The following is a 14571-nucleotide window of genomic DNA, read 5'->3' on the forward strand; positions in this document are numbered from 1 at the left end:
CGGGCAGGCAGCAAAAGTGTTGAGGCCACAACCTTCATCGCGAACAAGCTCGCTCCCACAAGGGCGGCTGTTTTCAGTCTTGGGTTCCGACCTTTTTTCCTCGCAGGTGCCGGGTTTGCCGTGCTGGCGGTAGCGATCTGGGCATTGTGGCTGTACGGCCGACTACCCGGTGCGCAGCCAATCGGTGGAATGCTGGCCTGGCATCGGCATGAAATGCCCTTCGGTTTCGCCACGGCGATCATCGCCGGTTTTCTGCTGACCGCCGTGCCGAACTGGACCGGGCGTCCGGGCCTCAACGGCTGGCCCTTGATCGGTCTGGTAGTGGTGTGGCTGCTGGCGCGACTGGCTTGGCTACTGCCGATCAATCCGACGCTGCTGATCGCCCTGCAACTACCGTTTCTGCCCTTGCTTGCCTGGTGCCTGGGGCGGGATCTGGTGGCGGCGGGCAAGCGCGACAACTATCCGATCCTGCTGATGATCACGCTGCTGGCGGGTTGTCAGGTGTTGACGCTGCGGGGTTTCGTGACCGATGACGCCGGACTGCAACGGCATGGCGTGCTGGCCGCGTTGTGGCTGGTGGCGGCGCTGATGAGCGTGATTGGCGGGCGGGTGATTCCATTCTTTATTCAGCGTGGTTTGAATCGGCCCGCTGCGGCACCGTCTCATTCGCTGCCCACCAAAGTATCGCTAGTGGGAGGATTGCTGGCTGCTGTGTCTTTTGCCGCCGGTTTGAACGACACGCCCAGACTGTGGCTGGCTGCAGTGTTCCTGATGCTCGGCGCGGTGCATCTGCTGCGGTTGTGGCGCTGGCACGACCGGGGCATCTGGCGCGTACCGCTGCTGTGGTCGCTGTACCTGGCTTACGCCTGGCTGGTGGTGGCGACGCTGGCCATGGCGCTGTGGCATGCGGGGCTGATGCCGCAACAGAGCCTGGCCACTCATTCGCTGGCGGTCGGCGGGATTGGCGGACTGATCCTGACGATGATTGCCCGGGTCAGCCTGGGGCATACCGGCCGATTGCTGCAGCCTTCGAAAGCCGTGGTGTTGGGCTTTGCCTTGCTGCTGCTCGCCGGAGTGTGCCGGGTGTTGCTGGTGCCGTTTTCTGCCGCTGGATTGGGATTGTCGGCGCTGCTCTGGTGTGCGGCGTTCGGGTTATTTCTGATGTGCTATACCGGGATTCTTCTCAAGCCGAGGGTTTAGCGCCGAGGCCGCCGCGTTCGGCGATCCAGCGGGTCGTCATGTCGATAAACGCCCGCAGTTTCGGCTGCGTCTGGGTGCGGCTGGGGAAGTACAGGTACAGCCCCGAACTCAGCGGCACAAACGGTTGCAAGACCCGTTGCAGGCGTCCATCGGCCAACTCGTCGGCAATCTCCAGGTCGCAGGCATATGCCAGGCCCAGGCCATCCCGGGCTGCGGCCACCAGCAATTTACGGTCATTGACGATCACGCCACCGGCGACGCCCACGGTGAAGTCGCGACCGTCGCGGCGAAACTCCCAGCGATGGGCATTGCCCGAGGTCGAAAAGCGGAAGCCGATGCATTCGTGCCCGGTCAGCGCTTCAGGCGTGACGGGTTGCCCGGTCCTGGCGAAATACGCCGGGGAGCCCACCACCGACCATTGCAAGTCAGGCGTCAGGCGTACGGCGACCATGTCCTTCTCGATGGATTCGCCCAACCGGATCCCGGCATCGAAACCGCCCGCCATCAAATCCACGGTGGCGTCGTCCAGGGAAATATCCAGGGTGACTTGCGGGTGCGCCTGGCGGAACAGCGGGATCAACGGTTCGATCAGCAACGCCCCGGACAAGCGTGGCGCGGTGATGCGCAAGGTGCCCATGGGTTGATCGCGAAAACCGCTGAGCACCGCCAGCGCTTCATCAATTTCACTGGCCGCTGGGCGCAGACGCGCGAACAGGCTGGCGCCGGCCTCGGTCAATGCCACGCGGCGCGTCGTGCGCTGAAACAGCAGCACGCCGGTGCGCCGCTCGAGCAACTTGATCGCATGGCTGACCGCCGTGGGCGTGACGGCCAGGCGGGTAGCGGCGAGGGTGAAGCTTTTGTGCTCGGCCACCGCCAGGAACTCGGTCAAGCCGTCGAAAGGGTCGTGGTTCATGGTCGGCCTATTATGAAACAGCGGTTCATAGTGCTTGTAACACGAGGGCATTTTTCCGACCAATCTTGCGGCGTACCTTGGCCACATCCCCAACCCACACAAGGTATCGATCATGAGCACTTCCAACGCTTTCAAACGTGTCTGGCTCGTCACCGGCGCATCCCGTGGCATCGGCGCAAAAATTGTCGCCGCTGTCCTGGCCAACGGTGATGCCGTCGTCGCTACCGCCCGCGATGCCAGCACCATTGTCCAGCGCTTCGGCGACCAACCGGGCCTGCTGGCCGCCACCCTCGACGTCACCAACGAAGCCCAGGGGGCCGCAGTGGCCAAGGCTGCCATCGAACATTTCGGTCGTATCGACGTGCTGGTCAACAACGCCGGTTTCGGTTTGCTCGGCGCGGTGGAAGAGGCGAGCAGTGACGAGATCAAACGGCTCTACGAAACCAACGTCTTCGGCTTGCTGAATGTCACTCGCGGCGTGCTGCCGTACATGCGTGCCGCCCGCAGCGGTCATGTGATCAACATTTCTTCAGTGGGCGGCTATCAGTCGGCGCCGGGCTACGGCGTGTATTGCTCGACCAAGTTTGCCGTCGAAGCCCTGAGCGAAGCGCTGCACGGCGAACTGGCGCCGCTGGGTGTGAAAGTGACCGTGGTCGAGCCGGGCTACTTCCGCCCCGATTTCCTCGACACCAATTCCCTGGTCGAATCCCCTGAAACCATCGCCGACTACGCCCCGACTGCCGGCGAAGTACGCAAACTGGCCAAGGCCGTCAACCAGCAACAACCCGGGGACCCGGAGAAACTGGCCCAGGCGATGATCACCCTGGTCGAAGCCGAAAACCCGCCGCTGCGCCTGCCGCTGGGCACGGATTCGGTGCAATACATCGAGGCCAAGAATGCGTTCGTCGCCGATGAACTGAACACCTGGCGCGCACTGTCACAGTCCACTGATTTCTAACCCCCACCGATAACCCCTGTGGGAGCGAGCCTGCTCGCGAAAGCGGACTTCCAGTTGATACACATGTCGACTGACACACCGCCTTCGCGAGCAGGCTCGCTCCCACAGGGGTATTCACCAGGCCAGGAGATGTGACCGGCGGTCGCAGAAGCTGGCCACCAGGTCAATCTGCGCTTAGCTGTATGGATAACCCGAGGCGCGCGTAGGTCTTGAATCACCACAGCGGCGCCCCTTCAGAACACCGTGAGTCTGAGGAAATTGGCAATGCTGACCCTGAATATCAATGGCAAGGACCAGGCGCTGGATGTCCCCGCGGACATGCCGCTGCTGTGGGTCCTGCGCGATGTCGCGCACCTCACCGGCACCAAGTTCGGTTGCGGCATGGCCCAGTGCGGTGCTTGCACCGTGCATGTCGACGGCGCACCGCTGCGCTCCTGCATCACCCCGGCCACTGCCGTGGCCAACGGGCAAAAAATCCTCACCATCGAAGGCCTGTCCACCGACGGTTCGCACCCGGTGCAACAAGCCTGGGCCGAACTCGACGTGGTGCAGTGCGGTTACTGCCAGTCGGGGCAGATCATGTCCGCCGCCGCGTTGCTGGCGAAGATTCCCAAGCCCACCGATAGCGATATCGATCAGGCGCTGTCCGGCAATATCTGCCGCTGCGGCACCTACCCAAGGATTCGCGCAGCCGTCAAACGCGCCGCCGAGATCGGTTGAGGTCATGTCCATGAACAGCATCATCAAACCGGTTTCACGTCGCGGTTTTCTTAAGGGCAGCGCCGTGCTCGGCGGTGGGCTGGTGGTGGCGTTTGTCATCCCCGGCGGTCATCGCTTTGCCATGGGCGCCGAGAACCAAGGCAATGTCTTCGCGCCCAATGCGTTCCTGCGGATCGCCAGCGACAACAGCGTCACCATGCTGCTCGGCCACTCGGAAATGGGCCAGGGCATCTGGACCGGCCTGACCATGTTGATCGCCGAAGAACTGGACGCCGACTGGTCGAAAATCCGCGTCGAACATTCCCCAGCCTCGGCCAAGGATTACGGCTTGGCCGGGTTCGGCGGCATGCAGATTACCGGCGGCTCGACCTCGACCTGGATGGAGTTCGACCGCTATCGGCAGGCCGGCGCCGCTGCGCGTTTGATGCTGATCGACGCCGCCGCCAAACGCTTCAACGTCGCCCCGTCGGAGATTCATACCGAGTCGGGCGTGGTGATCGCCGGCGACAAACGCGCCACCTACGGTGAACTGGCAGATGACGCCGGCAAGCTGCCAGTGCCGGACCCGGCCTCGATCAAGTTCAAGGAGGCCAAGGACTGGAAGATCATCGGGAAACCGACCCCGCGCCTCGACACCCCGGAGAAAATCACCGGTCGGGCCAAGTTCGGCATGGACGTGCAGTTTGACGGCTTGATGACCGCCATGGCCGTGCGTCCGCCAGTGTTCGGCGGCAGCGTCAAATCCTTCGAAGGCGCCGAAGCGCTGGCGGTGCCTGGCGTGCACAAAGTGGTGCAGGTGCCCACGGGCGTGGCGGTGATTGCCGATCATTACTGGGCGGCGAAACTGGGTCGCGATGCGCTGAAAATCGACTGGGACCTGGGGCCGAACAGCGGGCTCGACAGCGTCAAACTGCTGGAAAGCTTCCGCCAACTCGCCACCACCGCCGGCATGCCGGCCAGTCAGGCCGGGGATACCGCCGCCACATTGAAGAAAGCCGTGAAATCCATCGACGTCGAATACAGCGTGCCGTATCTGGCCCACGCACCGATGGAGCCGCTCAACTGCACGGTGAAAATCACGGCGGACAAATGCGAAATCTGGACCGGCACCCAGTTCCAGACCCTCGATCAAATGGTCGCGGGCAAGATCACCGGGCTCAAACCCGAACAGGTGGAAATCCACACTGAATTCCTCGGCGGTGGCTTTGGGCGCCGGGCCAATCCGACCTCGGACTTTGTCGCCGAAGCGGTCGAAGTGGCAAAAGCGGCGGGCATGCCGGTGAAAACCGTATGGTCCCGTGAGGACGACATTCGCGGCGGCTACTACCGTTCGATGTTCCTCCATCAAGCGAACATAGGCCTGGATGCCGACGGCCTGCCGCTGGCCTGGAAGCATGTGATGGTCGGGCAGTCGATCATGGACGGCACCGCGTTTGCCGCGACCATGGTCAAGGACGGCGTCGACAAGACTTCGGTCGAGGGCGTGGCCGACAGTCCTTACATCGAGGGCCTGGCCAATCATCAGGTGGAGCTGCATTCACCGAAAACCGGCATCAGCGTGCTGTGGCTGCGCTCCGTGGGGCACAGTCACAACGCGTTTGTCATGGAATCGCTGATCGATGAACTGGCCGATGCGGCCGGCAAGGACCCGGTGGAATACCGACGAACCTTGCTCAAGGACCATCCACGGCATCTCGGCGTGCTCAACCTGGCAGTGGAAAAAGCCAACTGGAGCGCGCCGCTGCCGGACGGTCATGCCTTGGGCGTGGCGGTGCATGAATCGTTCGGCAGCTACGTCGCCCATGTCGCCGAAGTGTCCGAGGACAACCTGAAGATTCGCGTGCACCGGGTGGTGTGCGCGGTGGATTGCGGCATTGCGGTCAACCCGCAGAGCATCGCGGCGCAGATGGAATCCTGCGTCACCTTCGGACTTGGATTTGCCTTGCGCAGCAAACTGACGTTCAAGGACGGCCAGGTGGTGCAGTCCAATTACCACGATTATCAGGTGCTGCGACTCAATGAAATGCCGGTGGTGGAGGTGCACATCGTGCCCAGCACCGACAAACCCGGCGGTATCGGCGAGGCCGGTGTGCCGCCCGTGGCGCCAGCGGTGGCCAACGCAGTGTTCGCCCTGACCGGGCAACGCCTGCGGGAGCTGCCGCTGCAACTGTCGGGGGTGTGACATGAGACGACATTTGATCCTGGGCGCGGTGGTGTTGGTCGGCCTGACAGGCTACGCGTCGGACCTGTTCGCGGCGGACAATCCAGCGGCGTTGAAAGCCTTCGACACCGTGCAAAAGGTCTTTCAGAGCCCGCGTTGCCAGAACTGCCACATCCCCGGCGATTCGCCGTTGCAATTCGATGCCGGCATTCCGCACGCGATGAATGTGGTGCGCGGCATGGACGGCAAGGGCGCCGCCGGTTTGCCCTGTGCCACCTGCCACGCCGAAAACAACCCGCCAGCCAGTTACGGCCCCCACGCACCGCCGGGGGCGCCGCACTGGAGCCTGCCACCCGCCGCGCACAAAATGGCCTGGATCGGCCTGCCGGCGGACAAGCTCTGCGCGATGATCAAGGATCGCTCCAGCAATGGTGACCGGGATTTCGCTGCATTGATCAAGCATGTCAGCGACGACAAACTGGTGCTCTGGGGCTGGAATCCGGGCGGCAATCGAGCGCCGGTGCCGGTGCCGCATGACATCTTTGTTACGCAATTCAAGCTCTGGGCGGATGCCGGAGGCCCGTGTCCGGTGGCGGGCATCTGACCAACGGCGGCTTAAAAAGGAGTCAAACCGGAGATGTGCGGCTCTAACGTACATACCCATCGCAGGAGTGACACATGCTGCTTCCAGGCAAACCGATCAAACCGGGCACTTGCACAGACACCTTGCACGGCCCGGACACTGCACTGCAGGAGCGCGAATTGCTGCGTGACCTGGCGCGACAGGCCGAGCAGGAACTGACCGCGGTGCAGGTGGCGAGCATGGACGAATTGACCCTGTTACCTAATCGCCACGGCTTCCAGGCCCTGGCACAAATGGGTCTGGACGCATGCTTGCGAATGGGCAAACCGGCGACGTTGCTGTTTTTCGACCTCGATAACTTCAAGCACATCAACTATCTGTACGGCCGCGCCGAAGGCGACGATGCCTTGAAAACCTTCGCCGACGTGCTGCGGATCGCCTTTCGCGAAAGCGATGTGATCGGGCGCATGGGCAGCGATGAGTTCGCCGCTTTGCTGACCGGTGCCCACGCTGTGGAGATCCCGTCGATTCGGGCGCGGCTCGAAGAAATGCTCGACGAGCGCAACGCCACGGTGCATCGCGGTTACGACATACGCTTCAGCATCGCCCAGATCGAGTTTCATCCGGCGCTGCACCACACCGTAGACGGTCTATTGGCCGCGATTGGTGAGCAGGTCAACGGTCACGCGTTCGGCCACTCGTAACAACGCAGCGTCATTCCTGAACCGGCCAATTATTTGCAATCCGATCGGCAACAGCCCTTCGGCGCGTGGCAGCGGGAGATTCACCTGCGGCCAGCCGAACGCGCCCCAGAACTTGATGTAGTCCGATGGGCCGGTGTTTTCGGCGCTGTCCCGATGCAGCGGCGCGACGGTGCCGCAGCATGGGCCGAGCATTGCGTCGAAAGGCTGGCAAATCTCATTCAGGATCGGCGCAAGGGCCGCCAATCGGGCCTTGGCAGCGGTTTCCTGTTCCCAGGTGGTGACCGCCGCGCGGTCGAACATGGACAGTATCGAAGGGCTCAGCAGGTTGCGATGTTCCTGAAACTCCTTCGCCAGCGAACGGGCGCCTTCGCAATCGTTGATCAACAGGTGATCGTCGAACACCCCGGCGAACTCCTCCGGCAACTGCACCTCACTGACCTGATGACCGACGCTGCGCAACTGTGCCACCGCTTGTTCCAGAGCGTTGGCCACTTCGGGGGCGACTTGATCCCAGCGTGCGGTGCGATAGAAGCCTAAACGCAGGGGACGCTGTTCGATGTCAGGCACTTTGAATCCCGGGATCAACACCCGCGCCACTAGACTCAGATCCCGTACCGAGCGCCCGTACCAGCCGACCGTGTCGAAACTCGGCGCCAGCGGTTTTATCCCTTCCAGCGACACCAGCCCAAACGACGGCTTGAACGCGAAAAGGCCGCAGTAGGACGCCGGTTTCAGCAGCGATCCGGCAGTCTGGGTGCCCAGCGCCAAGGCAAAGAAATCCGCCGCCATCCCGGCCGCCGAACCGGCGCTGGAACTGCCTGGCGTTCGCTCCAGGTCATGCGGATTACGGGTCGGACCGGTACGCATGTAGGCAAATTCAGTGGTGTGGGTCTTGCCCATGATCAGCGCGCCGGCTTGGCGCAGCAGGGTTACCACATGGGCGTCCCGGGACGGTTGATGATCGGCGTAGATCGGCGAAAAGAACTGTGTGGGATGGTCGGCGCTGTCGAGGATGTCCTTGACGCCCACCGGTACGCCGGCCAACAGACCTTGGCCATCGTTCAGCGCGGCGTGCAGGCGCACCTGCTGCGGTTTGAACGAGGCGAAGGCGTGGATGGCCGGTTCCAGGGTTTCGATGCGCTCAAGAAACGCCTCGGCAATCGCCGCGACCGTCGTCTCGCCATCGCGCACCGACTGACTGAGGGCGGTGGCGTCCAGGGCAGGGCGGCTCATTTGGCGAACAACTGGCTGATGTCCTTGAACGCCTTGAACTCCAGGGCATTGCCGCACGGGTCGAACAGAAACATCGTCGCCTGCTCGCCGACCAAACCCTGAAAACGAATCCCCGGTTCAATCACAAACTGCGTACCAAGAGATTGCAGGCGCTCAGCCAGGGTTTCCCATTCCGCCATCCCCAGCACCACGCCGAAGTGCGGCACCGGCACGTTGTGGCCATCCACGGCGTTGGTATGGGCGGCTTCTTGCGAAGCGTTTTTCGGCGCCACGTGAATCACCAGTTGGTGGCCGAAAAAGTTGAAATCCACCCAGTGGTCGCTGGAGCGGCCTTCTTCCAGGCCGAACACTTCGCCATAGAAACTGCGCGCGGCCGCCAGGTCATACACCGGAATCGCCAGGTGAAAAGGGGAGAGTTGCATCGGTTGATCCTCAACGGTCGGAAGTTGCAGCTGAGTTTAGTCCTGTGCTTTTTGATTAAAAGACGATAATTTTTGCGTCGAGCTCAAATTATTTCGATCAATGGTGGCGCTGATGCTACGGGAACTGAAAACCTTTATCGCGGTGACCCGCTACGGCACGTTCGCAGCCGCCGGCATGCACATCGGCCTGACACAGTCCGCAGTCAGCGCGCAGATTCGCAATCTGGAACAGGCGCTGGGCATTCGTTTATTCGACCGCACTGGGCGTCAGGCGCTGCTCAATGCGGCGGGCCAGCGAGCGTTGCCGATGGCCCGGGAAATGCTGGAAACCTTTGCGCGCATGGCGGTCAGTGATGACGTCAGCGAATACCGTGGCGAGTTGAAGATCGGTGCGGTGGCCACGGTGCAGACCGGGTTGTTGCCCCAGGCGTTGTTGCGGTTGAGGCAGCAGGCGCCGTTGCTGGAGCCGAAACTGGTGCCGGGTGTGTCGCTGAATCTGCTGAGCCAGGTCGACACCGGGGAAGTGGATCTGGCAATCCTGATCAAGCCGCCGTTTGAACTGCCCAAGGAATTGTCAGCGCAAGTCATTCGCAAAGAACCGTTTGTGTTGATCGTGCCGGCGGGTTTGGAGGGCGATGATCCGCTGCAATTGCTCGCCGAGCATCCTCACGTGCGCTACGACCGCAATTCGTTCGGCGGACGCCTGGTGACGCGGTTCCTGCGCGAACAGCAGATAGACGTGCGGGTAGCGCTGGAGCTGGATGAGCTGGAAGCGATTGTGAAAATGGTCGAGTGCGGGTTGGGCGTATCGCTGCTGCCGGAGGCGGGGTTGTGGGTGGAACACGGGGCGAAGGTGCGGGTGATTGCGCTGGGGGAATTGACGTTCTATCGGGAGATTGTGTTGTTGCAGCGCTATAGCCAGCGGACACAGCCGATTCAACAACTTTTTGCGCGGTGCCTCACGCACAACACATAACCCCCTGTGGGAGCGGGCTTGCTCGCGAAGGCGGCTTAACATTCAACATCTATGTTGCCTGACACACCGCTTTCGCGAGCAAGCCCGCTCCCACAGGGGATCTGTGTCCACCACTGAAATCCAGGCACAAAAAAACCCGCCAGGCTCGGCGGGTTTTTTATGCGCTAACCGAAGATCACTCTTCGATATTGCCCATCGCAGTGGTGTTGAAACCACCGTCTACGTACATGATTTCGCCGCTGATGCCGGACGCCAGGTCCGAGCACAGGAAGGCGCCGGCGTTGCCGACTTCGTCGATGGTGACGTTACGACGCAGCGGGGTTTGCGCTTCGTTGGCGGCCAGCATCTTGCGGAAGTTCTTGATGCCGGAAGCGGCGAGGGTGCGGATCGGGCCAGCCGATACGGCGTTGACGCGGGTGCCATCCGGGCCCAGGGAGCCAGCCAGGTAACGTACGCCCGCTTCCAGGGAAGCCTTGGCCATGCCCATCACGTTGTAGTTCGGCATGGTGCGCTCGGCGCCCAGGTACGACAGGGTCAGCAGGCTGCCGTTGCGGCCTTTCATCATTTCGCGGCCAGCCTTGGCCAGGGCCACGAAGCTGTAGGCGCTGATGTCGTGAGCAATGCGGAAACCTTCACGGGTGGTGGCTTCGGTGAAGTCGCCGTCCAGTTGGTCGCCCGGGGCGAAGCCGACGGAGTGAACGATCACGTCCAGGCCATCCCACTTCTTGCTCAGTGCTTCGAAGACCTTGGCGATTTCTTCATCGCTGGCTACGTCGCACGGGAAGCACAGCTCAGGGCTCGAGCCCCAGCCTTGTGCGAATTCTTCAACACGACCTTTCAGTTTGTCGTTCTGATAAGTGAAGGCAAGCTCAGCGCCCTCGCGATGCATGGCGGCAGCGATGCCGGATGCGATGGACAGCTTGCTGGCGACACCGACGATCAGTACGCGCTTACCGGCGAGAAAACCCATGTGTTGCTCCTCTCTTTCAGGTTATTGCGCAGTGGCTGGTGCCAGGAAAGCGGCTTCCAGCAACTGCTGTGTATACGGATGTTGGGGGGCGGCAAAGATACTTTGCGCGTCTCCCTGTTCGACCACTTGGCCATGCTTGACCACCATCAACTGGTGGCTCAGCGCTTTGACGACAGCCAGGTCATGGCTGATAAACAGATACGTCAGGTTGTACTTGGTTTGCAGTGACCGCAACAGCTCCACCACTTGGCGTTGCACTGTCCGGTCGAGGGCCGAAGTCGGCTCGTCCAGCAGGATCAACGCCGGTTTTAGCACTAATGCCCGGGCAATGGCGATTCTCTGCCGTTGCCCGCCGGAAAATTCGTGGGGGTAGCGGTTCCGGCTTTCCGGGTCCAGGCCTACCTCCTTCAATGCCGCAATAATCGCTTGTTCCTGTTCCGCCTCGGTGCCCATCTTGTGGATCCGCAGGCCTTCGCCGACGATCTGGCTCACGCACATCCGCGGGCTCAGGCTGCCGAACGGGTCCTGGAACACCACCTGCATCTCGCGACGCAACGGTCGAACTTCGTTCTGCGTCAGGCAGTCTAGCTGCTTGCCTTCAAAACGGATGCCTCCTTTGCTGCCGATCAGCCGCAAAATCGCGAGGCCGAGCGTCGATTTGCCGGAACCGCTTTCGCCCACGATCCCCAGGGTCTGGCCCTGGGGCAGGCTGAAATTGATGCCGTCCACAGCCTTGATGTAATCCACCGTGGTTTTCAGGAAGCCTTTCTTGATCGGGAACCAGACTTTCAGGTCCTCGACCTGCAGCAATGGCGGGCCAATAACATTGGTCGCCGGCTTGCCGCTGGGCTCCGCTGCCAGCAGTTCCCGAGTGTACGGATGCTGCGGCGCGCGGAACAACTCTTCGCACGATGCCTGTTCGACGATGCAACCGCGCTGCATGACACATACGCGATGCGCAATTCTTCGTACAAGGTTCAAATCGTGACTGATCAGTAACAACGCCATGCCCAGACGGGCCTGTAATTCCTTGAGCAATTCGAGGATTTTCAGCTGAACGGTCACGTCCAGAGCGGTGGTCGGTTCGTCGGCAATCAGCAGTTCCGGCTCGTTGGCCAGGGCCATCGCAATCATCACCCGCTGGCGCTGGCCGCCGGACAATTCATGGGGCAGGGCCTTGAGGCGCTTGTGCGGTTCGGGAATGCCGACCATCTCCAGCAATTCCAGAGTGCGCTTGGTCGCGACTTTGCCGGTCAGGCCCTTGTGGATGCCGAGGATCTCGTTGATCTGCTTCTCGATCGAGTGCAGCGGATTGAGCGAGGTCATCGGCTCCTGGAAAATCATCGCGATCCGGTTACCGCGGATGTGGCGGATGGTTTTCTCTTTCAGGCTCAGCAGGTCTTGCCCGGAATATTCGATGGTGCCGGACGGGTGCCGGGCCAGCGGGTAGGGCAGCAGGCGCAGGATCGAGTGGGCGGTCACCGATTTTCCGGAACCGCTTTCACCCACCAGGGCCAGGGTTTCGCCACGCTTGATATCGAAGCTGACGCCCTCGACCACCCGCTGCACGCGTTCGCCGACGACAAATTCGACGGCGAGGTCGCGCACTTCGATCAGATTGTCCTGATTCATTTCACTTCCTCGGGTCGAAGGCATCGCGAGCGGACTCGCCGATAAACACCAGCAAACTCAACATCAGCGCCAGCACGGCAAACGCGCTCATGCCCAGCCACGGTGCTTGCAGGTTGGATTTGCCCTGGGCCACCAGCTCACCCAGTGACGGGCTGCCCGCCGGCAGACCAAAACCGAGGAAATCCAGGGCGGTCAGTGTGCCGATGGCGCCAGTCAGGATGAACGGCATGAAGGTCATGGTCGAGACCATGGCGTTGGGCAAGATGTGGCGGAACATGATTGCGCCATTCTGCATCCCCAGCGCCCGGGCCGCGCGCACGTATTCGAGGTTACGCCCGCGCAGGAACTCGGCGCGCACCACGTCCACCAGGCTCATCCATGAGAACAGCAGCATGATCCCCAGCAGCCACCAGAAGTTCGGTTGCACGAAACTGGCGAGGATGATCAGCAGATACAACACCGGCAGCCCGGACCAGATTTCGAGGAACCGTTGCCCGGCCAGATCGACCCAGCCGCCATAAAACCCCTGCAAGGCCCCGGCAATCACGCCGATGATCGAGCTGAGAATGGTCAGCGTCAGGGCAAACAATACGGAAATCCGGAAGCCGTAGATCACCCGCGCCAGCACGTCACGGCCCTGATCGTCGGTGCCCAGCAGGTTGTCCGCCGAAGGCGGCGCCGGGGCCGGGACTTTCAGGTCGTAGTTGATGCTCTGGTAGCTGTAGGGGATCGGCGCCCACAGAATCCAGGCGTCCTTGGCCTTGAGCAGTTCGCGGATGTACGGGCTCTTGTAGTTGGCTTCCAGCGGGAATTCGCCGCCGAAGGTGGTTTCCGGGTAGCGCTTGAGCGCCGGGAAATACCAGCCGTTGTCGTAATGCACCACCAGCGGTTTGTCGTTGGCGATCAATTCGGCGCCGAGGCTGGCGCCAAACAGGATCAGGAACAGCCACAGCGACCACCAGCCACGCTTGTTGGCCTTGAACAGTTCGAAACGGCGGCGATTGAGGGGGGACAGGCTCATCTCAATGCTCCCGGTGTTCGAAGTCGATGCGCGGATCGACCAGGGTGTAGGTGAGGTCGCCGATCAGTTTCACCACCAGCCCCAATAACGTGAAGATAAACAGCGTGCCGAAAACTACCGGATAGTCACGGTTGATCGCCGCTTCAAAACTCATCAGGCCGAGGCCGTCGAGGGAGAAAATCACTTCCACCAGCAGCGAGCCGGTAAAGAAGATCCCGATAAACGCCGACGGGAACCCGGCGATCACCAACAGCATGGCGTTGCGGAATACATGGCCGTAGAGCACGCGATGGTTGGTCAGGCCCTTGGCTTTGGCGGTAACCACGTACTGCTTGTTGATTTCATCGAGGAAGCTGTTCTTGGTCAGCAGGGTCATGGTCGCGAAGTTGCCGATCACCAGCGCCGTTACCGGCAAGGCCAGGTGCCAGAAGTAATCGAGGACCTTGCCGCCCATGCTCAGCTCGGCGAAGTTGTTCGAGGTCAGGCCCCGCAGCGGGAACCAGTCGAAATAACTGCCGCCGGCAAACAGCACGATCAGCAGGATCGCAAACAGGAACGCCGGGATCGCGTAGCCGACGATGATCAGCGAACTGGTCCAGACGTCAAAGTGGCTGCCGTGCCTTGTAGCCTTGGCGATCCCCAGCGGGATCGACACCAGGTACATGATCAGCGTGCTCCACAACCCGAGGGAGATCGACACCGGCATCTTTTCCTTGATCAGGTCGATGACCTTGGCGTCGCGGAAGAAGCTGTCGCCGAAATCCAGGGTCGCGTAGTTCTTGACCATGATCCACAAGCGTTCCGGCGCCGATTTGTCGAAGCCGTACATGTGCTCGATTTCCTTGACCAGCGCCGGGTCCAGGCCCTGGGCGCCGCGATAGGCCGAGCCGGCCACCGACACTTCGGCACCGCCACCGGCGATACGACTGGTGGCGCCTTCGAAGCCTTCGAGCTTGGCGATCATCTGCTCCACCGGGCCGCCGGGGGCAGCCTGGATGATCACGAAGTTGATCAGCAAAATGCCGAACAAGGTCGGGATGATCAGCAGCAGTCGCCGAAAAATATACGCCAGCATTGA

Annotated in this window: 14 protein-coding genes; 7 read left to right on the forward strand and 7 right to left on the reverse strand. The window is 61.6% G+C overall.

Annotation, left to right across the window (positions count from 1 at the left end):
* Nucleotides 1-36 precede the first annotated feature (36 nt).
* Nucleotides 37-1200 (forward strand): NnrS family protein, encoded by a 1164-nt coding sequence (locus tag ACIQY3_RS03525; RefSeq protein ID WP_403017643.1) that lies wholly within the window; start codon nucleotides 37-39, stop codon nucleotides 1198-1200.
* Here ACIQY3_RS03525 and ACIQY3_RS03530 read toward each other — a convergent pair.
* A complete protein-coding gene (locus tag ACIQY3_RS03530; protein ID WP_403017300.1) occupies nucleotides 1184-2113 on the reverse strand; it encodes a LysR family transcriptional regulator in 930 nt (309 codons plus the stop codon). The two genes, ACIQY3_RS03525 and ACIQY3_RS03530, sit on opposite strands and share 17 nt — an antisense overlap.
* A 112-nt stretch (nucleotides 2114-2225) precedes the next feature.
* On the opposite strand from ACIQY3_RS03530, the gene ACIQY3_RS03535 reads away from it, so the two are divergent.
* The 5 genes from ACIQY3_RS03535 to ACIQY3_RS03555 all read left to right on the forward strand — a co-directional run bounded on the left by ACIQY3_RS03535 (nucleotide 2226) and on the right by ACIQY3_RS03555 (nucleotide 7239).
* Nucleotides 2226-3071: an oxidoreductase gene (locus ACIQY3_RS03535; protein WP_403017302.1), complete on the forward strand. Its 846-nt coding sequence runs from the start codon at nucleotides 2226-2228 to the stop codon at nucleotides 3069-3071.
* 264 nt (nucleotides 3072-3335) lie between these two features.
* Nucleotides 3336-3791 (forward strand): (2Fe-2S)-binding protein, encoded by a 456-nt coding sequence (locus tag ACIQY3_RS03540; RefSeq protein WP_027923374.1) that lies wholly within the window; start codon nucleotides 3336-3338, stop codon nucleotides 3789-3791.
* A 10-nt stretch (nucleotides 3792-3801) separates the two neighbouring features.
* Nucleotides 3802-5973 (forward strand): molybdopterin cofactor-binding domain-containing protein, encoded by a 2172-nt coding sequence (locus tag ACIQY3_RS03545; protein ID WP_403017305.1) that lies wholly within the window; start codon nucleotides 3802-3804, stop codon nucleotides 5971-5973.
* A gap of 1 nt (nucleotide 5974) precedes the next feature.
* The gene (locus ACIQY3_RS03550; RefSeq protein WP_403017307.1) at nucleotides 5975-6556 is read left to right on the forward strand and encodes a hypothetical protein; all 582 of its coding nucleotides are present in this window, start codon (nucleotides 5975-5977) and stop codon (nucleotides 6554-6556) included.
* A 74-nt stretch (nucleotides 6557-6630) separates the two neighbouring features.
* Nucleotides 6631-7239 carry a GGDEF domain-containing protein gene (locus tag ACIQY3_RS03555; protein WP_403017309.1) on the forward strand — a complete coding sequence of 203 codons (609 nt, stop codon included), beginning with the start codon at nucleotides 6631-6633 and terminating at the stop codon, nucleotides 7237-7239.
* Here the strand turns inward: ACIQY3_RS03555 and ACIQY3_RS03560 are convergent.
* Nucleotides 7186-8472 (reverse strand): amidase, encoded by a 1287-nt coding sequence (locus ACIQY3_RS03560; protein WP_403017311.1) that lies wholly within the window; start codon nucleotides 8470-8472, stop codon nucleotides 7186-7188. The genes ACIQY3_RS03555 and ACIQY3_RS03560 overlap by 54 nt on opposite strands.
* On the reverse strand, nucleotides 8469-8894 hold the full coding sequence (locus ACIQY3_RS03565) for a VOC family protein (protein WP_403017313.1): 426 nt from the start codon (nucleotides 8892-8894) through the stop codon (nucleotides 8469-8471). The genes ACIQY3_RS03560 and ACIQY3_RS03565 overlap by 4 nt, the downstream gene beginning before the upstream one ends.
* A gap of 112 nt (nucleotides 8895-9006) precedes the next feature.
* Between ACIQY3_RS03565 and ACIQY3_RS03570 the strand changes: the two genes are divergently transcribed.
* The gene (locus ACIQY3_RS03570; protein WP_403017315.1) at nucleotides 9007-9870 is read left to right on the forward strand and encodes a LysR family transcriptional regulator; all 864 of its coding nucleotides are present in this window, start codon (nucleotides 9007-9009) and stop codon (nucleotides 9868-9870) included.
* Nucleotides 9871-10045: 175 nt separating this feature from the next.
* Here the strand turns inward: ACIQY3_RS03570 and fabI are convergent, their stop codons facing one another.
* The 4 genes from fabI to ACIQY3_RS03590 are packed head-to-tail and all read right to left on the reverse strand — an operon-like array spanning nucleotide 10046 to nucleotide 14568.
* A complete protein-coding gene (fabI, locus tag ACIQY3_RS03575) occupies nucleotides 10046-10840 on the reverse strand; it encodes an enoyl-ACP reductase FabI (RefSeq protein ID WP_169369080.1) in 795 nt (264 codons plus the stop codon).
* A gap of 21 nt (nucleotides 10841-10861) precedes the next feature.
* A complete protein-coding gene (locus ACIQY3_RS03580; RefSeq protein WP_403017319.1) occupies nucleotides 10862-12472 on the reverse strand; it encodes an ABC transporter ATP-binding protein in 1611 nt (536 codons plus the stop codon).
* Nucleotide 12473: 1 nt separating this feature from the next.
* The gene (locus tag ACIQY3_RS03585) at nucleotides 12474-13493 is read right to left on the reverse strand and encodes an ABC transporter permease (protein ID WP_123514451.1); all 1020 of its coding nucleotides are present in this window, start codon (nucleotides 13491-13493) and stop codon (nucleotides 12474-12476) included.
* A gap of 1 nt (nucleotide 13494) precedes the next feature.
* Nucleotides 13495-14568 (reverse strand): microcin C ABC transporter permease YejB, encoded by a 1074-nt coding sequence (locus ACIQY3_RS03590; RefSeq protein WP_054047527.1) that lies wholly within the window; start codon nucleotides 14566-14568, stop codon nucleotides 13495-13497.
* Between the last annotated feature and the right edge of the window lie 3 nt (nucleotides 14569-14571).

Source organism: Pseudomonas sp. NPDC096950 (assembly GCF_044762525.1).
Classification (GTDB): domain Bacteria; phylum Pseudomonadota; class Gammaproteobacteria; order Pseudomonadales; family Pseudomonadaceae; genus Aquipseudomonas.